Origin of the sequence: Hymenobacter coccineus, from assembly GCF_001816125.1 — a bacterium.
GTDB lineage: Bacteria > Bacteroidota > Bacteroidia > Cytophagales > Hymenobacteraceae > Hymenobacter > Hymenobacter coccineus.
Map to the genome: position 1 here is coordinate 1 of NZ_MDZA01000451.1, position 19,855 is coordinate 19,855.

Sequence of the window (19,855 nt, forward strand, 5' to 3'; positions counted from 1 at the left end):
GCGCTGGCCAACACCGGCGGCCGGCTGCCCACCAGCTCGTTCGGACGCACCATTTTTGGGACGACACCGCCGCCCTCGTGCCCGCCGAGGCGGCCCAGGTGCTGGCCCACGAGGCGGCCCACGTGCGCCAGGGCCACACCTACGACGTGCTCTGGCTGGAAAGCTGGCGCGCCGTGCTCTGGTTCAACCCCTTCATTTACCCGCTGGTCCGGGCCCTGGCCCTCACCCACGAGTTGCTGGCTGACCGCGCCGCCCTGGCCGAAACCACCGCCGCGCCCGCTGCCCCGGGGCCCCCGCTTGGGCCCGCGGCCTACGCCACGCTACTGGCCCGGCTGGCCACCCGCCGCCTCACGCTGCCCGAAGCCCCGTTGCCCCTACTGCATTCCTTCACCCATTCCCTCACCCTCACCCGCATTGCCATGTTAAAATCGTCTCATCCCGTGCGCCGCTGGAAGCAGTGGCTGGCCCTGCCAGCTGTGGCGGGCCTGCTGGCCGTGGCCTGCCAGCCGGCGGTTTATATGCAACCCAACAATGGGGTAGCCCCGCCGCCGCCCCACCGCCCACCGCCTCGCCAGAATCCCCAGAGCATTATTCTGAGAGGATGATGATTCAACAAGAAATCAAAAATAAGTTGCTTGTTGCTCAGCACCTAGATTCAATGCGCACAGGCGGCAAGTTGGAGCCCGGTACGATGCAGCAGGTCAATATTGCCTATATGGATAAGCCTGGTAATGCAGTGGTTACTATCACTAGAGTGCCCATACCACCAGCACCACCAGAACAGTTCGCAAGCAGCGGCGACCAGGTTTATATGTTTGTCGAAGAAATGCCACACTTACCCGGTGGAGGCGGTAATGCCGCCATTGTGGAGGCAATTCAGAAAAATATTCAGTACCCTAAACTGGCCGCAACTGACCAAAAAGAAGGCCGGGTATTCGTCACCTTCGTTGTGACCAAAGCAGGAACGATAGAAGGCTCCGAAATAAAGAAAGGGTTAGCCCCTGCCTATGATGAGGCTGTGCTTGCAGCTGTTAAGCAGTTGCCCACCTTCGTGCCCGGTAAACAAGATGGCCAGCCCCGAGCCGTAAGTTTCACCGTTCCCATCATGTTCCAGAAGCAGCCGTAAGCCATTAACCTCTGAAGAAAACCAACCGGGCCCCGGCGCTATGCAGCGCCGGGGCCCGGTTTTTAGGGAGTTATCCAGTTATCCACATTGGGTTTGTGGATAACTTTTGGGTGGGCTGGGGGCCCTATTGCTGCTGCTGTTGCTGCTGCTGTTCCCAGTCGGTGTACTTGCGGTAGGAGTTGACGGCCATTTTGGGCATGGGGGCCTGCTGCACGTACACGGGCATTTCGGGGAAGGCGTCGGTGGGGAGGGGGTGGCCGTTTTCGATGTGCACCGATACTTCCAGCGTGTGGGCCCCGGTGCCCTTGTAGGTGCCCTTCACGGGGGTGCAGTCGGCGAAGTGGCGGCCGATGGCCATGCGCACGTGCCCGTCGTTCACGATGCAGTTGTTGGTCGAATCGAGCCCCAGCCAGCCGTAGAACGGGATGTAGGCTTCCACCCAGGCGTGGGTGGCCCCGCTGCCGCGCACGCCCTCGTCCTTGGGGCACACGTAGCCGCTCACGTAGCGCGCCGGGATGCCGTGCATACGCAGCAAAAACAGCAGCAGGTGCGTAAAGTCCTGGCAGACGCCGGCCCGCAGCCGCCAGATTTCCTCGGTCGGGGTTTCTACGCTCGTCACGCCCTTCTCGTACTGGAAGTGCTCGTTCACGTACTCCGAGAGCACCAGTGCGTTCTTCAGCGGCTTGTCTTTCAGGTCCACCACGCCCACCAGGGCCCCCCGGATTTCGGCTTGCAGCGCCGGGTTGTCCACTGCCAGGAAGTCGATGAACGCGGCCTCGTGCGCCACCTCGGCCAGGTGCTGCCACTGGGTGGGGGCATCGGCCTCGTCCATCGGAAACTGGATGGCGTGCGTCACCACGGCCACGTTCGACTCGATGCGCAGCTCGGCGTGGGGCGCCACCAGCGAAAACACGCCCACCTGGTTGCCGAAGTAATCGGTGAACAGGGCCACGTCGGGGCTGCCGGTCACGGCCACCTCCTGGCTCTTCACCTCCAGCCGGTCGTCGGCCAGCGGATAAATCATGAGCTGGTTGGTGCAGTCGGTCACGGGGGCCCCGTAGGCGTAGCGCGTCAGGTGCTTGATTTTGTAGGAAGGCATTTTTTTGACTTTTAGCGGGTGGCTATCAGCTAATAGCGGTTTATTTTCGATTCAAAAGAACGTTGCACATAGAACGTCATGCAGAGCGCAGCGAAGCATCTTTTCCGCGGCAGCAATCATGATTAGCTACGCAGAAAAGATGCTTCGTTGCGCTCTGCATGACGTTCTTTAGCGCGGTACCCAACTCAGCTATGTCCAAAGTAATACGTGCCGAAGGCGTCGCCCACGTCGAGCAATTCCTGGCGGGTTTGCTGCAAAAAGGCGTCGAGGCCGGCGGCGTCGCCGGGGGCAAAGCGGTGGTACTCCACGTTGGTTTTTACCCGGCCCAGCAGGAAGCGCACCTGCTCGTAGTGCTCGGGCACGGTGCGCCCTTGCAGCCGCTCGCCGAAGCGCACGAGCTGGCCCAGGGCGTAGGTGAGCGAGTGCGGAAAATCGACGTCGTGCACCGCAAATTGCAGCGCGTGGGCCGGGCTGAACTGGCCCTTGTAGGTCTTCACGTACTGCTCGTAGCCGTAGAGGCTCAGCAGCAGGTAGCGCACCTGGGGGGGGGCAGTGGCCTCGGCGGCGTCGGGCACCAGGGCGGCGCAGTGCAGCTGCAAAATGGCCACCGTTTGCAGGGCCCGCTCCAGGAACTTGCCCAGGTTGAGGAAGGTATAGCCCTCGTCGCGCGGCATGGCGTTCTGCACCGTGCCGGTGTAGAGTACGTTTTGGCGTAGCAGCGCGTCAATGCCCGACACGGGGTCGTCGGCCAGAATCTGCTGGGCTATTTCGGGCTGGCGAATGACGTGGTAGAAGTCGTTCAGGCTCTGCCACACCTCCTTGCTGATGTGGTCCTGCACGGCGCGGGCGTTTTCGCGCCCCTGCCCGATGGCGTTGAACGCCGAGGCCCCGTTGCCCTTGTCGAGCAGCAAGTGGTGCAGCACCCGCGCCGTGAAGGGCGCCACGGCTTCGATTTCCTCGTCTTCCAGGTCGCCGTAGTTGTGCAGCAGGCCCTGCCACCCGGGGTAGTGCTGCTCGTCCTGCTTGGCGATGTAGTGGATGCGGACGACCTGCAACATGGTTTGGGTGCGCTCCATGTAGCGGGCCAGCCAGTAAATGGTTTCGGCAACGCGGCTTAGCATCGGTAAATGAGTGAATGAGTGAATGAGTGAGTTGGCTCATCCAAAGAAGGGAACAGGTGGATGAGCGAATGGGCTCATTCAAGCAGGAAATGATGGCATGGGTGAAAGAGCGAAACGATTGAGAAACAGCGGCTGCTACCTCATTCACTCATTCGCTCATTCAATCATTCAGCCTCGGGCCCCAGCACCCAGGTGTCTTTGCTGCCACCGCCCTGCGAGGAGTTCACCACCAGCGAGCCTTCGCGCAAGGCCACGCGGGTAAGGCCCCCGGGCACAATGTCGATGCCCGAGGGGCCGCAGAGGGCGTAGGGGCGCAGGTCCACGCGCCGGGGCTGGAGGGCCCCGTTAATGTAGCAGGGCGTGGCCGAGAGGCTGATGATGGGCTGGGCAATGAAGCTGCGCGGGTCGGCGGTGATGGCCCGGCGGAAGTCGTCCATTTCCTCCTCGGTGGCCGCGCTGCCGATGAGCATGCCGTAGCCGCCGCTTTCGTTGGTGCGCTTGATCACCATGCGGTCCATGCGCTCGAACACGTGCTGGCGGGCGTCGGCGTCGGCCATTTGGTGGGTGGGCACGTTCTTGAGAATCGGCTCCTCGTTGAGGTAGTAGCGGATCATGTCGGGCACGTAGCAGTACACGGCCTTGTCGTCGGCCACGCCGTTGCCCATGGCGTTCACGATGGCCACGTTGCCCTTGCGGTAGGCCCAGTACAGGCCGGGCACGCCCAGCGTGCTGTCGGGCCGGAACACCAGCGGGTCAAGAAACTCGTCGTCCACGCGCCGGTAAATCACGTCCACCCGGGCCAGGCCCTTGGTGGTTTTCATGTACACGAAGTGGTTGTGCACCAGCAGGTCGCGTCCCTCCACCAGGCTGATGCCCATGAGGCGGGCCAGCGTGCTGTGCTCGAAGTACGCCGAGTTAAAAATGCCCGGCGAGAGCAGTACCACCGTGGGCTCGCTCACCTGGCGATCGGCCAGGGCCAGCAGGTTGCGCAGCAGCAAGTCGGGGTAGTCCTTCACCGGCTGCACGTTGTTTTTGGGCAGCAGGTCGGGGAAAATGCGGTAGGTGATGCTCCGGTTTTCGAGCATGTACGACACCCCCGACGGCGTGCGCAGGTTGTCCTCCAGCACGTAAAACTCGCCGTCGTGGTCCCGGATCAGGTCCACGCCGGCCACGTGGGTGTACACGTCGTGCGGCACGTGCACGTTCACCATCTCGCGCAAAAACTGCGGGCACGAGTACACCAGCGCCGCCGGAATGATGCCGTCTTTGATGATGAACTGCTGGTGGTAAATGTCTTTCAGAAAAATGTTCAACGCCTTGAGCCGCTGCTTGATGCCGGCCTCAATGGTCGTCCATTCGGCGTGCTTGATGATGCGCGGAATGATGTCGAACGGGAAGATTTTTTCGATGCCCTCGCCGTCGCTGTACACCGTGAAGGTGATGCCCTGGCTCATGAAGAGCTTTTTGGCCAGCTCGTCTTTGCGGGTCATTTCCTGGCCTTCCAGGGTTTCGAGGGCGGCCACAAATTGCCGGTACTCGGGCCGGATGCCCCCGGCGCTGAACATCTCGTCCCACACGTGGGCCTGTTCCTGGTAAGAGCGAAGAAGCGCGTTGGCCGACATAGGGGAGGCGGGTTAAGTAATGGCAAGCGCGCCGGGCCAAACGGGGCCCAGCGGAGGGGCAAACTAGCGACGCTGGGCCAGTAATTCGCCACGAACCCCTAAAATAAAGTGGGCTTGGCTAAGAAAGGATGTGGTAATTACGGCCTTGGCCCCCCAAAAGATGGCTCAGCTTGAAAAAAATAAAATCTGTAAAATCGCCACCACGCCCGGCGGGCCCTGGCGCAAAACCGTAAGCGCAGTCGGTTTTACGCGCGGCCTGCCGCGCCTTTTCCTGTTCTGCCATGAAGCTTTTTACCTGCCGCCACTGCGGCCAGCTGCTCTACCTCGAAAACAACCGGTGCGAAAAGTGCCACTACCCGCTGGGCTTCCAGGCCGAAAAGCTGGCGCTGGAGCCGCTGGTGGCTACGCCCGGGGCCCCCGTAGCGGGCACGTTCCACCTCTACGGCGCGCCGCCCAAGGCCCCGGGCTACGTGTACTGCGCCAACCACGGCTACCACGCCTGCAACTGGTTGGTGCCGGTGGGCAGCCCCACGCCGTTTTGCACGGCCTGCGCCCTCAACCGCACCATTCCCGACCTGAGCCAGCCCGAGTACCTGGGCCGCTGGCAGCGCCTGGAGGTGGCCAAGCACCGCCTGGTGTACAGCCTGTTGCGCCTGGGCCTGCCCGTGGTGAGCAAGCACGTGGAGCCCAAAACGGGCCTGTGGTTCGACTTTAAAGCTGACGAGGGCCCCGAGCCCGACAAGCGCATCCTCACCGGCCACGACAACGGCCTCATCACCATCAACATCGCCGAGGCCGACGACATCGAGCGCGAAATGGCCCGCAAGTCGATGGACGAGCTGTACCGCACGCTGCTCGGCCACTTCCGCCACGAGGTGGGCCACTACTACTGGGACCGCCTCATCGACAAAACGCCCTTCCTGAAGGAGTGCCGCGCGCTGTTTGGTGACGACCGCGAGGACTACGCCGAGGCCCTGAAGAACCACTACGCCCAGGGCCCCCCGCCCGACTGGATGGCGACCCACATCAGCGCTTACGCCACCACCCACCCCTGGGAAGACTGGGCCGAAACCTGGGCCCACTACCTGCACATCATGGACACGCTGGAAACGGCCCACGCCTACGGCCTGCGCGTGGCTCCCCGCGGCGTGGACGTGGACCAGCACCTGCGCGCCACCATCCCCGACCCGTACCTGGAAGCCGATTTCGACCACATCATGGCCGCTTGGCTGCCCCTCACCTTCGCCATGAACAGCCTCAACCGCAGCATGGGCCAGCCCGACCCGTACCCGTTCGTCATCGGCCCGGCCGTGGTGCCCAAGTTGGCGTTCATCCACAAAGTCTGCCGGGCGGCGAAGCCGGCGTAGTACCAGTACTGTAGCGTGGACTCTGTAATCCGCGGCGCTGCCCGGTCGCTAAATGATTATCGGCAGGACGAAGCGAGAGCCGCGAACTACAAAGTTCGCGCTACAACCTATTTCGCCTCTAGCATCTCGGCCAGCAGGCCTTCCTTCAAAGCGAAGGCCGAGGTTTGGATTTGCGTGATGCCGCTGATGCCCAGCACCCAATCGATGAGCACGGCGGCCACCACCAGCATGTCGGCCCGCATGGGCAAGATGCCGGGCAGCGCTAGGCGCTGGGCGTGGTCGCGGCTCAGTAGCTGGGCGTAGCTGTGCTGGAAGCTACTGACGGCCAGTTCGGTGCGGGGCGGCAGCTCTTTCTCCGTGCGCAGGTGGCCGAGCTGCATATCGGCCAGGCTGTCAAAGCTACCCGAAGCGCCCACCAGACCCACGGGCTTTAATTCGTTCAGGGCTGCCACCAGGGGCCCCAGCACGGTGTCGAAATACGCTTGCTCGGCGGCCACGGCCGCGGCGGGAAACACGCCGCTGGGGTCGGGGAAGAACTGGTCGAGCAGGCGCTGGGCCCCAATCTCAAAGCTCTGTTTCCAGAAAATCTCGTGGTCGTTGGCGATGATGAACTCCACCGAGCCGCCGCCGATGTCCATGATCAGTTGCCGCTGGGGCCCCAGCGGCACGGCCTGGCGCACGCCGCGCCAAATCAACTCGGCCTCGCGCCCGCCGGCAATTACTTCGACTTCTATGCCAAACTGGTCGGCGATTTCGCGCACCAGCGCCGGGCCGTTGCGGGCCACGCGCATGGCGCTGGTGGCCGTGGCGCGCACCTGCGTCACGCCGTGCAGCTCCATTTCTTCCTTGAAGCCGGCCAGTGTGTGCAGGGCCCGGGCGTAGGGCTCGGGCGCAATTTCACCCTTGCTGATGCCGCCCTCGCCCAGGCGCACGCCGGCTTTGGTACGCAGCAGCTCGTGCGGCGGCTGGCCGGGCGCGGCGGGCAGCTCCACAATCAGCAGGTGAAACGTGTTGGTGCCCATGTCGATGAGGGCGAGGCGGCGCGTGGGCATACGGTGCAGTGTTAAGTGCCCGGAGGCAGACCGGCGCAAAGTAAGCCGACCGGCGGCGCGCAACGCTCCCTTGCCGCCTGCGTATCCTTACAGGATGGCCGCTAATCCCCTCGTTTCCACCAAAAAGTGTCCGTTCTGCCAGCAGTGGTCCGAATGGGAGCTGCGGCCCACCGACCGCTGCACGCACTGCGGCCAGTTGCTCGACCCGCAGGCCCACCAGCGCGCCCACGACGCCGCCGTGGCGGCCCTCCAACAGCAGAAATCGGCGGTGCGCCTCATCGAAATTCGGCCCGAAGACGGCCCCGTGCTGACCTTCTTCAAATGGATGGGGCGGGGCGGGCAGCTGCTGTTCATTGCGCTGCTCTCCTTCTTCGTGTGGGTGGCCACGGCCATCGCCGCCTAGCCGTGGGCGAGGCCGCGGGGGTGCGCCACCCGTTGCTGGTGGGCGCGGCCGGGCTTTACGGCGGGCTGTGGCTCAACCGGCACTGGCTGCACTGCCCAGTGCCCGCCCTGGTTACCTCGCACCTCGCCGATCTGCTGGCCCTGCCGCTGATGCTAGGCCTGGCGCTGGCGGCGCACCGGTGGCTCATCGACCCGCGCGGCACCTTGCCCGCCGCGTGGCTGGCCGGTGCGTGGCTCGGCGTAGCGGTGTGGTTCGAGGGCCTGCTGCCGCTGTGGTCGGCCCAGGCCGTGGCCGACCCGCTCGACGTGCTGGCCTACGCAGCCGGCACCCTGGGCTTCCACCACTGGCTGAACCGGCCGCCGGGGCCCCCGCCCAAAACTTAGGTGGCAAACCGGCAGAACGTGCCCAGCGGCAGCTTGCGCTGGCCGGCGTCGTGCAGGTAGATTTCGCCCAGCTCGCGCACCGCCTTGGGCCCCGGGAAGATGGCGGTGGTCAGGTTGTCCAGTATCAGGGCCGAAAAGCCCAGCGAGTACAGGTTCACCACGAAGAAATGGTCGGCGGGGTCGAGCAGCTGCTGGCTGAGCTTGAGCAGTTCGTTGAGCTCGTCTTCGAGCTGCCACTTTTCGCCGTTGGGGCCCCGGCCGTAGGCGGGCGGGTCCAATATGAGGCCCTGGTACTTGCTGCCGCGCTTCACCTCGCGGCGCACGTACTTCATGGCGTCTTCCACCAGCCAGCGCACGCCGTCGAGGCGGCTGGCCTCCATGTTGTCGCGGGCCCAGAAGTTGACTTGCTTCACCGAGTCGAGGTGCGTCACGTCGGCCCCGGCGGCGCGGGCGGCCAGGGTGGCGGCCCCGGTGTAGGCAAACAGGTTCAGCACCCGTGGCTGGTCAGCGCGGCGCGCTTTGGTCTGGTTGTAAATGAATTGCCAATTCGGGTCCTGCTCCGGGAACAGCCCCACGTGCTTGAACGACGAAAGGCCCAGCCGAAACTTCAGCTTCAGGCCATCGGGCCGGTGGTAGTCAATCAGCCACTGCTCGGGCATGGCGGGCTTGAGGCGCCACTGGCCCTTTTCGGTGCTGCCGGGGGCCCGGGCGAAGGCGGCGTCGGCCCGTTCCCACTCCGTGAGCGGCAGGTGCGGGTCCCAGATGGCCTGGGGCTCGGGCCGGGCCAGCACGTGGGGCCCGAAGCGCTCCAGCTTCTGGAAGTTGCCGGAATCAATCAGCTCGTAGTCGGGCCAGGGCGAGGTGGTGAGGAAGTCGTACATAAGCGGGCCGCAAAGGTAGGGGCGGGCCCCCGGGGGCCCGCCGCCCGGGTCAAGCCATTCGGCGCCGGCCCTCGTACGTAGCGGGGTTCCCCACAAAACGGTTCCGAAACAACCTCTGCGTCCTTTATCCGTTACCGGGGGCCACTCGCAAGGCGCTGGGCCTCATCCACCGAACTGGGTGGTAGAGCCGAGTAGAAGGGTATTTATTTTATGCAATGGCCAGGAAAACTTGGATGAAAACGGTATGCGGCTGGCTATGGCTCGTGGGGCTGGGGCTGGGCGCGTGCTCGTCGCCCTCCGGCCCGGCCGCCGACGAGGCCGCCGAAACCTACGCGCGCCGCCGCGAGGTAAGCGCTCCGCCCACCCGGCGCGGCCGCATCCTCGACCGCCACGATTCGGTGCTGGTGGATACCCGGCTGAGCTACCTGCTGGCCGTGCCGCAGCGCCCGGGGCTCGATTCGGCCACGGCTGTGGCCCTGAACCTCCTGCTGGGCTGGCCCGACAGCACCCTGGCGCGCCGCCTGGCCGAGGCCCGGCCCTACCCCGGGGCCCGCTCCCCGGGGCCCATCCAGCTCGTCCTCACCCCGGCCGAGGCCGAGGCGGTGCGCAGCCACCAGGCCGAATGGCCCGAGCTGGCCCTTGCCGAAGCCGTGCAGCGCACCTACACCGTGCGCACGGCCGCCCCGGTGCTGGGCTACCAGGCCGCCAACGCCCAACCGTTTATCAACCAAATCATTCGCTACCGGCGCGGCCGGTTTTACCGCCTGCGCAACGGCGGCGTCGAAACCTATTACAACGGGCTGCTGAGCGGCCACCGCGGCTACCTGCACCCGCTGGTGGACGCGGGGGGCCAGCGCCACGGCAGCTGGGCCCCCGACACGGCCTTCCAGGAAGGGCAGGACCTGCACCTGGCCCTCGACGCCCAGCTGCAAGCCTACGCCGAAAGCCTGCTGGGCGGCCGCAAGGGCTACCTCGTGGCCCTCGACCCGCGCACCGGCGAAATCCTCTGCTCGGTGTCGGCCCCCACCTACGCGCCCGCCGCCCTCACCAGCCCCGACCAGGCCGGCGTGCGCCGCCAGCTGCTGGAGGACGAGGACCTGCCCCTGCTGAACCGGCCCGCTGTGCTGGCCAACCCGCCGGGCTCGGTGTTCAAGCTCGTGAACGCCGCCATTGCCTTGCAGCTGGGGGCCATCGAACCCAGTACCGGGTTTCCGTGCGACCAGTCGCTCATCAGCTGCGTGCACCACCACCCGGCGGCCCGCAGCCTCACCATGGGCCTGCAATACAGCTGCAACCCGTACTTCTACCAAACCATGCGGGCCCTGATTGACCACGTGCCCGACAGCCTGGTGGCCGACACCGTGGCCGCCCGCCACGCCAACCTGGCCGCCTGGCAGCGCTACGCCCAGTCGTTCGGGCTCGACACGCTGCTCGGCGTGGATTTGCCCCGCGAGCAGGCCGGCTTCCTGCCCACGCCGGCCTATTATGATAAGGCCCGGCACACCCGCAACTGGCGGTTTCGCTCCATTTACTCGCTCAGCGTCGGGCAGGGCGAAATCAACCTGACGGGCCTGCAAATGGCCAACATGGTGGCCATCATCGCCAACCGGGGCTGGTACTACACGCCGCATTTCGTGCGCGGCGTGGGCACCGGGGGGCCCCTGCCGCGCTTTTTGGTGAAGCACCACACCCTCGTGGACAGCGCGAACCTAGAGGCCCTGGTGCCCGGCATGCTGGCCGTGATGCAGCGCGGCGGCACGGCCTCGGCCTCCAGCCTGGCTGATGTGGGCATTGCTATAGCCGGCAAAACGGGCACCGTGCAGAACGACGAGGGCGACGACCACGCCACGTTCGTCGCCTTCGCCCCCGCCCGCAACCCCAAAATTGCGGTGGCCGTGTACCTCGAAAACGCCGGCTTTGGGGCCACCGCCGCGGCCCCCTGCGCCGCCCTGGTCATCGAGAAATACCTGCGCGGCAGCATCGCCCCCCGCCGCAAGCGCTGGGAGCGCCGCATGCAGTACCGCGGCCGGTCCTACGAGCTGGAGCACCGCCTGGGCCGCAAGCGCCCGCCGCCCGCGCCGGTGGTACCGGTGCCAGCCCCCGTGGCGGTACCCGTGGCCGCGCCCGAGGGCCGGTAGCGTGCCAGCTTTTCTGCTGGCACTCGTATAAGTAGGCATGTTTGGTATTCGCAAAGACCCGGAGTTGCCCGCGTGGGTGTTTTTAGTGCTGCGGCTGGGCACGCTGCTGGCCGTGGCGGGCGTAGCCTGGGCGGTGGCCCGATGCAGCACCTGAGCCACTGGGGCCCCAGGGCGCAAGCTTTGTGCTAATACTTGCGTAACGAGTGCGCAACATTGGCTCCGTTGGCCGAAATTTGTGCAAACCCCGGCCCCATGATCCTCGCTTTTCATAAATACCAAGGCACTGGCAACGACTTCGTAATCATTGACGACCGCGCTGCGCAATTCGATACCGCTGACCACGCGCGCATTGCCCGGCTCTGCGACCGCCGCTTCGGCATTGGGGCCGATGGGCTGATGCTGCTGCGCAACCGCGAAGGCTACGATTTCGAGATGGTGTACTTCAACGCCGACGGCCACCCCAGCACCATGTGCGGCAACGGCGGCCGCTGCCTGGTGGCCTTCGCCAAGCACCTGGGCGTCGTCACCGACGCGGCCTACTTCCTGGCCGTGGACGGGCCCCACGCCGCCCGCGTGGAAGCCGACGGCACTGTGCGCCTGAAGATGATTGACGCCGCCGCCCCGCAACTGGCCGAAGTAGGGGAGGCGGACGTATTCGTGCACACCGGCTCGCCCCACCACGTGCACTTCCTCGACGCCGAGGAGGGCCACACGCTGGCCGAGTTCGACGTGTACGGCGTGGGCCACGACATCCGCTACGACCAGGCCTACGACCCGGCCGGCGTGAACGTCAACTTCGTGGAAGTGCCCGCCGACCCCGCCCACCCCTGGCCCGTGCGCACCTACGAGCGCGGCGTGGAAAACGAAACCTTTAGCTGCGGCACCGGCGTCACGGCCGTGGCCCTGGCCGCCTCGCAGCGTGGCGCGGCCTCGCCCGTGCGCCTCCAAACGCCCGGCGGCCTGTTGGAAGTGGCCTTCCAAACGCAGCCCGACGGCGGCTTTGCCGACGTGTGGCTAAGCGGGCCCGCCGTGCGCGTGTTCGGCGGCGACATTAGCCTGTAGTGGCCGCCGCACCCACCGGGCCCCTCGTGCGGCTGCGGGCCCTGGAGCCCGACGACCTGGAGTTTCTCTTCGCCCTGGAAAACGACCCCGCCGTGTGGGCTGTGTCCGATACGCTGGCCCCCGTGTCGCGCCACGCGCTGCGCGAATACCTGGCCCACGCCACCGCCGATTTCCACGAGGTGCGGCAGCTGCGGCTGGTCGTCGAGTCGTTCGATTGGGGCCAGGCCGTGGGCGTGCTCGACCTGTTTGGCTTCGAGCCGCTGCACCAGCGGGCGGGGGTCGGCATAATTATTTTGGCCAGCGAGCGGCGCCTGGGCTACGCCCAGCAAGCCCTCGCGCTGCTGGTGGCCTACGCCCGCGACGTGCTGCGCCTGCACCAGCTGTACTGCACCGTAGCGGCGGCTAACCGCGCCAGTTTGCGGCTATTCCGGGCGGCGGGGTTCCGGCGGGTGGGCATCCGGCGTGCCTGGCTGCGGGGCCCCGCGCCGGGCCGGTGGCTCGATGCCGTGGAGTTTCAGCTGTTGCTGGGGCCCACCGGCTGAGCTGGGGGCCCTATTTAACCGCCCACCGGGCGTATCCTTTTAGATCTGGGGCCCGTATAACACTACAGCGCTGCACGCTAGGCCGGTTATCGGCAATTATATTATACGCAGCTCCGCATCCCCTTCCTGTCGATTCCCATGCCCCACGCTGCTTTGGCGGAGGTTGCTGCACGCCCCACCGCGCTGCCGCAAGCTACTGCTGCCCCTTCTGCAAGCCCCTACGCCCTGCCCGACCTCGTGTGCTTTGCGCACCTGCATTGGGATTTTGTGTGGCAGCGCCCCCAGCACCTGCTCTCGCGCTTCGCCCAGTACGGCCGCGTGTTCTACGTGGAGGACGCCTTTCACCACCCCGACCAGGTAACGCCGCACCTCGAAATCAAGGAGCGCCAAAATGGCCTGCGCGTCATCGTGGCCCACTTGCCGGCCGGTTTGGCGGAAGCGGAAGCTGACCAAATTCAGTTCGAGCTGCTGAGCCAATACTTCACCGAGCACAGCATCAACAAATACGTTTTCTGGTACTACACGCCGATGGCCCTGAACAAGTCGCGCCACTTCCAGCCCGTGCTGACGGTGTACGACTGCATGGACGAGTTGGCGGCCTTCAAGTTTGCCCCGCCCGAGTTGCGCCAGCGCGAGCAGGAACTCTTCGAGCGCGCCGACCTCGTGTTCACCGGTGGCCTGACCATCTACGAAGCCAAGCGCGAGCAGCACCCCGACGCGCACCCCTTCCCGAGCAGCATCGACAAGGCCCACTTTGGGCAGGCCCGGGGCCCCCTGGTCGAGCCCGCCGACCAGGCTGGCATTGCGCACCCGCGCATTGGCTTCTTCGGTGTGGTAGACGAGCGCCTCGACATTGAATTGCTGGCCGCGCTGGCCGCCAACCACCCGGAATGGCAATTTGTCATCATCGGGCCGGTGGTGAAGATTGACCCTGCCAGCCTGCCGCGCCCGGCCAACGTGCATTACCTGGGCGGCAAGGATTACCTGGAACTCCCAGCTTACCTGAAGGGTTGGGACGTGGCGACGTTGCTTTTCGCCGATAACGAAAGCACAAAGTTTATTTCTCCCACCAAAACCCCCGAGTACCTGGCCGCCGGCAACCCCGTAGTGAGCACGCCCATCCGCGACGTGGTGCGGCCCTACGGCGACCTCAACCTGGTGCACATTGCTGCTGATGCCGAAGCCTTTGGCACGGCCATCAAGAAGGCCCTCACCCAGCGCGATGACGTCGACTGGCGCCGCCGCACCGACGATTACCTAGCCACGATTTCGTGGGACAAAACCTGGCAGCATATGGTGGACCTGATGCAGGACCGCTTGGCCGCCAAGGCCCCCGCCGCCTAAGTTGCCGCGGGCCCTTCCCAAATGCACATCTTCTTTCTATAACAGTTTCTCCTTTTTACTCTCCATATGTTTGACTACCTCATTGTAGGGGCCGGATTTGCCGGTAGCGTGCTAGCCGAGCGGCTGGCCACCCGTAGCAACAAAAAGGTGCTCGTCATCGACAAGCGCAACCACATCGCGGGCAACGCCTACGACCACTACAACGAGGATGGCATCCTGATCCACAAGTACGGCCCCCACATCTTCCACACCAACTCGAAGGATGTGTTCGATTACCTGGGCAACTTCACCGATTGGCGTCCCTACGAGCACCGCGTGCTTGCCTCGGTGGACGGCCAGTTCGTGCCCATGCCCATCAACCTGGACACCATTAACTCACTGTACGGCCTGAAGCTCAATAGTTTCGAGTTGGATCAGTTCTTTGAGTCAGTAGCTGAGGATGTGCCCGTTATCAAAACGTCGGAAGACGTGGTGGTGAGCAAAGTAGGCCGCGAGCTGTACAACAAGTTCTTTAAGAACTACACTAACAAGCAGTGGGGCCTCGATCCCTCACAGCTTGATAAGAGCGTGACCAGCCGCGTGCCCACCCGCACCAACCGCGACGACCGCTACTTCACCGATACCTTCCAGGCCATGCCGCTGCACGGCTACACCCGGATGTTCGAGAAGATGCTCGACCACCCGAACATCAAGGTGATGCTGAATACCGACTACCACGAAATCATGGACTTCATTCCCTTTAAGGAGATGATTTTCACGGGCCCCGTGGACGAGTATTTCGACTTTAAGTTCGGCAAGCTGCCCTACCGCTCGCTCGAGTTCAAGCACGAAACGCTGAGCAAAGAGAAGCACTTGGTGGCCCCGGTGGTGAACTACCCCAACGAGCACGCCTACACCCGCATCACCGAGTTTAAGGCCCTCACCGGCCAGGAGCACAGCAAAACGGCCATCGTGTACGAGTACCCGCAGGCCGAGGGCGACCCTTACTACCCCGTGCCCCAGCCCGAAAACGCCGAATTGTACAACAAGTATAAGAAGCTGGCCGACGAAACCCCCAACGTGCACTTTGTGGGCCGCCTCGCCACCTACAAGTACTACAACATGGACCAGGTGGTGGCGCAAGCCCTGACGCTGTACAAGCGCCTGACCGATAAGGAGGAAGCCGCCAAGCCCGCCCGCCCCGCCATTTCGGGCAGCACCGCCCTGGTGGACAAGCTGGTGAGCCGCGCCCCCAAGGCCTAGCCTGACGCTGGGGCCCCCGGGGCCCCGGCACCCAGTTGCGGCCTGCGCGCTGATACTCAATTCCCCGTTGCCGAAAAGCTCCGCCAATCTGGCGGGGCTTTTTGTTTGGGACGGTTTTGGCTAAGAAGCCGTAAATTTGGGGTGCGCTCCGGCGCCTATTCGTTAAAAAAACTACCCGATGTTAGATTTTCTCGGCAAGACCGTCGCTAAGCTATTCGGCTCCAAATCGGAGCGTGACTTGAAGGAAATCGTGCCTTACGTGGCATTGATTAATGCCGAATACGCCAAACTGGCTGGCTTGACCGACGACCAGTTGCGCGAGCAGACCCAGGCCGTGCGCGCCCGCATCGACGAGCGCCTGGCCGGCATCGATGGCCAGGTGGGGGCCCTGCACCAGCAGATGGCCGACGCGCCCACCATGGACGTGGCCCAAAAGGAAATCCGCTTCGAGCAGATTGACGTGCTCGAAAAGCAGCGCAACAAGGACCTTGAAGCCGTGCTGCTGGAGGTGCTGCCGTCGGCCTTCGCCATCGTGAAGGAAACCGCCCGCCGCTACAAGGAAAACGGTCAGTTGGTGGTGACGGCCACCGACTTCGACCGCGAAATTGCCACCCGCAAGGGAAACGTCACCATCCAGGGCAACCAGGCGGTGTGGTCCAACAAGTGGCTGGCCGGCGGCGCCGAAATCACCTGGGACATGGTGCACTACGACGTGCAGCTCATCGGCGGGGTAGTGCTGCACCAGGGCAAAATTGCCGAAATGGCCACCGGTGAGGGCAAAACGCTGGTTTCCACGCTGCCCTCGTTCCTCAACGCCCTGTCGCGCCGCGGCGTGCACCTCGTGACGGTGAACGACTACCTGGCCAAGCGCGACTCCGAATGGAACGCGCCGCTGTTCGAGTTCCACGGCCTGACCGTGGACTGCATCGACAAGCACCAGCCCAACACCGATGCCCGCCGCGCGGCCTACGCCGCCGACATTACCTACGGCACCAACAACGAGTTTGGCTTCGACTACTTGCGCGACAACATGGCCCGCGACCCCGAGGAGCTGGTGCAGCGCAAGCACCACTTCGCGATGGTCGACGAAGTGGATTCGGTGCTGATTGACGATGCGCGGACGCCGCTCATCATCTCAGGCCCCGTGCCGCGCGGCGACGTGCACGAGTTTTACCAACTCAAGCCGCGCATCCAGCGCCTGGTGGACGAGCAGAAAAAGCTTGTGCAGAACTACTTGGTGCAAGCCCGCAAGCTCATCGCCGAAGGCAAGGACGGCCCCGAAGACGACGACAAGAACGGCAACGGCGGCCTGCTGCTGCTGCGCGCCGCCCGCGGCCTGCCCAAGAGCAAGCCCCTCATCAAGTACCTCTCGGAAACCGGCAACCGCGCCGTACTGCTGAAGACGGAAAACTTCTATTTGCAGGACAACTCGCGCCAGATGCCCAAGGCCGACGAGCCGCTGTTCTTCACCATCGACGAGAAAAATAACCAGATCGAGCTGACCGAAAAGGGCATCGACCTGATTACGGCCCAGGGCGAAGACCCGCACCTGTTCATCATGCCCGACATCGGGATGGAAATTGCTGCCATCGAGAAAACCGCCGGCCTCAGCGCCGAGGAAAAGCTCCAGCGCAAAGACCAACTGATGCAGGACTACAACGAGAAATCGGAGCGCGTTCACACGGTAAACCAGCTGCTTAAGGCCTACACGCTGTTCGAGAAGGACGACCAGTACATCCTCACCGACGACGGCAAGGTGAAGATTGTGGACGAGCAAACTGGCCGCGTAATGGAGGGCCGCCGCTACTCCGATGGCCTGCACCAGGCCATTGAGGCCAAGGAAAACGTGCGCGTGGAAGATGCCACCCAGACTTACGCCACGGTAACCTTGCAGAACTACTTCCGCATGTACCACAAGCTGTGCGGCATGACCGGCACGGCCGAAACCGAGGCCGGCGAGTTCTGGGAAATCTACAAGCTCGACGTAGTGGTGATTCCCACCAACCGCGTTATTTCCCGCCAGGACGCCCACGACCAGGTGTACAAAACGGTGCGCGAGAAGTACAACGCCGTGGCCCTCGAAATCCAGAAGCTGGTGGAAGCCGGCCGCCCGGTGCTGGTGGGTACTACCTCGGTGGAAATCAGTGAGCTGGTGAGCCGGATGCTGAAGTTCAAGGGCATTCCGCACCAGGTGCTGAACGCCAAGCAAAACCAGCGCGAAGCCGAGATTGTGGCCGCCGCTGGCTACCCCGGCACCGTGACCATCGCCACCAACATGGCCGGCCGGGGCACCGACATTAAGCTGCGCGATACCTCGCGCGCCTCCGGGGGCCTGGCCATCATCGGTACCGAGCGCCACGAGAGCCGCCGCGTGGACCGCCAGCTGCGGGGCCGCGCCGGCCGCCAGGGCGACCCGGGCACCTCGCAGTTCTTCGTGAGCCTGGAGGACAACCTCATGCGCCTATTCGGCTCCGACCGCATCGCTAACCTCATGGACAAGATGGGGATGGAAGAGGGCGAAGTGATTCAGCACTCGATGATTACCAACAGCATCGAGCGGGCCCAGAAGAAGGTGGAGGAGAACAACTTCGGCACCCGTAAGCGCTTGCTGGAGTACGACGACGTGATGAACGCCCAGCGCGAAGTGGTGTACAAGCGCCGCCGCAACGCCCTGCACGGCGACCGCATGGAGGTGGACATCCTGAACATGATTTACGACGTGGCCGAGGACATCGCCCTGGGCCACAAGCAAACCGGCGACCACGCCGACTTCAAGCTGTCCGTGATCAAGACGTTCGGCTACGACACCGAAATCACGGCTGGCCAGTTGGGGGCCCTGCAAGCCCCGGCGCTCACCCAGAAGCTGTACGACGAGGCCCTGGCCTACTTCGAAAGCAAGAACGAGCACATTGCCGCCAACGCCCTGCCAATGGTGAACGAGCTGCTCAGCCAGCCCGACGCCTACGAGAACATTGCCGTGCCCTTCACCGACGGGCGCAAGCACATTACGGCGTTGGCCAACCTGCGCCGGGCCCAAGCCACGGGTGGCCACGACATCCTGCGCGGCATGGAGAAGGTGGCCGTGCTCGGCACCATCGACACGGCTTGGACGCAGCACTTGCGCCAGATGGACGACCTGAAACAGGTGGTGCAGAACGCCGTGTACGAGCAGAAGGACCCACTACTGGTGTACAAGTTCGAGTCGTTCGAGCTGTTCAAGCGCATGATTGGCAAAGTGAACGAGGAAACCTCGACCTTCCTGTTCCACGCCGACGTGCCGGTGCAGGAGGAAGCCGTAGGCACCAACCACGACGCCGAGTTCTACTACGAAGACGAGTTGCCCCAGCCCAAGCTGACTGAAACGAAGGAGTCGATGCTCGACTCGCTCGGCGCGGGCCCCGAGGACATGGGCCCCGACGCCCCCGCCGTGGCCGAAAAGCAGGCCCCGGCCCGCAGCCAGAAAGTAGCCAACCGCAACGACAAAGTGAGCGTGCAGTACATGGACGGCCGCGTGCTGCGCGACGTGAAATACAAAACCGTGGAGCAGGACGTGCTAGAGCAGCGCTGCGTGCTGGTGGACTAACCGCAGCAGGTAACTGAAACCGAAAAACCCGTTGGCCCCACGCCAACGGGTTTTTCTTTGGCCAGTGGGGCCCCGGCGGCCCGCCCGTTACCTTTGCCCCATGAACCTTGCTCCTTACCTCGACCACACCTTGTTGCGGCCCGACTGCACGGCGGCCGAAATCCGGCAGCTGTGCCAGGAGGCCCGCGCCCACGGCTTCGCCAGCGCCTGCGTGCCGCCCTGCTACGTGGCCCTGGCCGCCGAGCTGCTAGAGGAAAGCGGCGTGGCCGTGTGCACGGTCATCGGCTTCCCGCTGGGGTATTCGACGCGCCTGGTGAAGTACCGCGAGGCCGAGGCGGCCCTGGCCGATGGGGCCCTGGAGCTGGACATGGTGCTGAACGTGTCGGCCCTGAAATCGGGCGATACGGTGGCCGTGCAGGAGGAGGTGGAAGACCTGGCCGACCTGGCCCACCTGCACGGGGCCCTGCTCAAGGTCATCATCGAAACGGCGCTGCTGAGCGACGACGAGATAACCCTGGCCGCGGGCCTGTGCGCCGCCGCGGAGGCCGACTTCGTGAAAACTTCGACCGGCTTTGCCAGCCGGGGCGCATCGGTGGCCGACGTGGAGCTGCTGCGCCGGGTGCTGCCGGCCGGCGTCCGCATCAAGGCCTCGGGCGGCATCCGCACGCGGGCGGCGGCGCTGGCGCTGGTGGCCGCCGGGGCCGACCGCCTGGGGGCCTCCAATAGCCTGACTTTGCTTGTGGATGATGAAAATACGACCCGTTAACGTGCTGGTGGCTTCCCTGCTGCTTGGGCTGGCGGCCTGCGCGGGCGCGTCGCCCGGGGCCCCGCGCGCCGCTGCCGCGGCCGACACCGTGCCCGCGGCCAAGGCCGTGCCCATGCCCGCCGAC

17 protein-coding genes are annotated in these 19,855 nt (G+C 64.5%); 12 read left to right on the forward strand and 5 right to left on the reverse strand.

Translation table 11 applies throughout. From position 1 onward, the window contains the following. Together BEN49_RS24200 and BEN49_RS24205 are read left to right on the forward strand one after the other, a co-directional pair. On the forward strand, positions 1-605 hold a 605-nt coding region (locus tag BEN49_RS24200; RefSeq protein WP_317040503.1), incomplete at its 5' end, for a M56 family metallopeptidase. Further along, positions 602-1,126, forward strand: coding sequence for an energy transducer TonB (locus BEN49_RS24205; protein WP_070747428.1), 525 nt, complete (start codon positions 602-604; stop codon positions 1,124-1,126). The genes BEN49_RS24200 and BEN49_RS24205, both read left to right, overlap by 4 nt. A 124-nt stretch (positions 1,127-1,250) precedes the next feature. On the opposite strand, the gene BEN49_RS24210 is transcribed toward BEN49_RS24205, so the two are convergent. From BEN49_RS24210 to BEN49_RS24220, 3 genes are all read right to left on the reverse strand, one after another. Then, positions 1,251-2,225 (reverse strand): transglutaminase family protein, encoded by a 975-nt coding sequence (locus BEN49_RS24210; RefSeq protein ID WP_070747430.1) that lies wholly within the window; start codon positions 2,223-2,225, stop codon positions 1,251-1,253. Between the two features lie 185 nt (positions 2,226-2,410). Beyond that, positions 2,411-3,346, reverse strand: a complete 936-nt coding sequence (locus BEN49_RS24215) for an alpha-E domain-containing protein (RefSeq protein WP_070747431.1) — start codon at positions 3,344-3,346, stop codon at positions 2,411-2,413. 164 nt (positions 3,347-3,510) lie between these two features. Next, complete coding sequence (locus BEN49_RS24220; RefSeq protein WP_070747433.1) at positions 3,511-4,968, reverse strand: circularly permuted type 2 ATP-grasp protein; 1,458 nt, start codon at positions 4,966-4,968, stop codon at positions 3,511-3,513. Positions 4,969-5,249: 281 nt separating this feature from the next. Here BEN49_RS24220 and BEN49_RS24225 point away from each other — a divergent pair, with 281 nt between their 5' ends. Next, entirely contained in the window at positions 5,250-6,335 is a 1,086-nt protein-coding gene (locus BEN49_RS24225; RefSeq protein WP_070747435.1) for a zinc-binding metallopeptidase family protein, read from the forward strand. Between the two features lie 107 nt (positions 6,336-6,442). On the opposite strand, the gene BEN49_RS24230 is transcribed toward BEN49_RS24225, so the two are convergent. Further along, complete coding sequence (locus BEN49_RS24230; protein WP_070747437.1) at positions 6,443-7,387, reverse strand: Ppx/GppA phosphatase family protein; 945 nt, start codon at positions 7,385-7,387, stop codon at positions 6,443-6,445. Between the two features lie 94 nt (positions 7,388-7,481). Here BEN49_RS24230 and BEN49_RS24235 point away from each other — a divergent pair, with 94 nt between their 5' ends. Beyond that, complete coding sequence (locus tag BEN49_RS24235) at positions 7,482-7,790, forward strand: hypothetical protein (protein ID WP_070747439.1); 309 nt, start codon at positions 7,482-7,484, stop codon at positions 7,788-7,790. Continuing rightward, on the forward strand, positions 7,763-8,173 hold the full coding sequence (locus BEN49_RS24240) for a hypothetical protein (protein ID WP_125917219.1): 411 nt from the start codon (positions 7,763-7,765) through the stop codon (positions 8,171-8,173). Before BEN49_RS24235 ends, BEN49_RS24240 begins: the two co-directional genes overlap by 28 nt. Here BEN49_RS24240 and BEN49_RS24245 read toward each other — a convergent pair. After that, positions 8,170-9,054, reverse strand: coding sequence for a class I SAM-dependent methyltransferase (locus BEN49_RS24245; RefSeq protein WP_070747443.1), 885 nt, complete (start codon positions 9,052-9,054; stop codon positions 8,170-8,172). The genes BEN49_RS24240 and BEN49_RS24245 overlap by 4 nt on opposite strands. Before the next feature lie 215 nt (positions 9,055-9,269). Here BEN49_RS24245 and BEN49_RS24250 point away from each other — a divergent pair, with 215 nt between their 5' ends. From BEN49_RS24250 to deoC, 7 genes are all read left to right on the forward strand, one after another. Then, a complete protein-coding gene (locus tag BEN49_RS24250; RefSeq protein ID WP_083326441.1) occupies positions 9,270-11,192 on the forward strand; it encodes a peptidoglycan D,D-transpeptidase FtsI family protein in 1,923 nt (640 codons plus the stop codon). A gap of 252 nt (positions 11,193-11,444) precedes the next feature. Then, a complete protein-coding gene (dapF, locus tag BEN49_RS24255; protein WP_070747447.1) occupies positions 11,445-12,254 on the forward strand; it encodes a diaminopimelate epimerase in 810 nt (269 codons plus the stop codon). Beyond that, entirely contained in the window at positions 12,254-12,796 is a 543-nt protein-coding gene (locus tag BEN49_RS24260; protein WP_070747449.1) for a GNAT family N-acetyltransferase, read from the forward strand. Before dapF ends, BEN49_RS24260 begins: the two co-directional genes overlap by 1 nt. A gap of 138 nt (positions 12,797-12,934) precedes the next feature. Beyond that, the gene (locus BEN49_RS24265) at positions 12,935-14,140 is read left to right on the forward strand and encodes a glycosyltransferase family 1 protein (protein ID WP_125917221.1); all 1,206 of its coding nucleotides are present in this window, start codon (positions 12,935-12,937) and stop codon (positions 14,138-14,140) included. 66 nt (positions 14,141-14,206) lie between these two features. Then, complete coding sequence (gene glf / locus BEN49_RS24270) at positions 14,207-15,382, forward strand: UDP-galactopyranose mutase (RefSeq protein ID WP_070747450.1); 1,176 nt, start codon at positions 14,207-14,209, stop codon at positions 15,380-15,382. Positions 15,383-15,560: 178 nt separating this feature from the next. Further along, a complete protein-coding gene (secA, locus tag BEN49_RS24275) occupies positions 15,561-18,965 on the forward strand; it encodes a preprotein translocase subunit SecA (protein ID WP_070747452.1) in 3,405 nt (1,134 codons plus the stop codon). 100 nt (positions 18,966-19,065) lie between these two features. Then, positions 19,066-19,731, forward strand: coding sequence for a deoxyribose-phosphate aldolase (gene deoC, locus BEN49_RS24280; protein ID WP_070747453.1), 666 nt, complete (start codon positions 19,066-19,068; stop codon positions 19,729-19,731). The last annotated feature ends 124 nt before the right edge of the window (positions 19,732-19,855 follow it).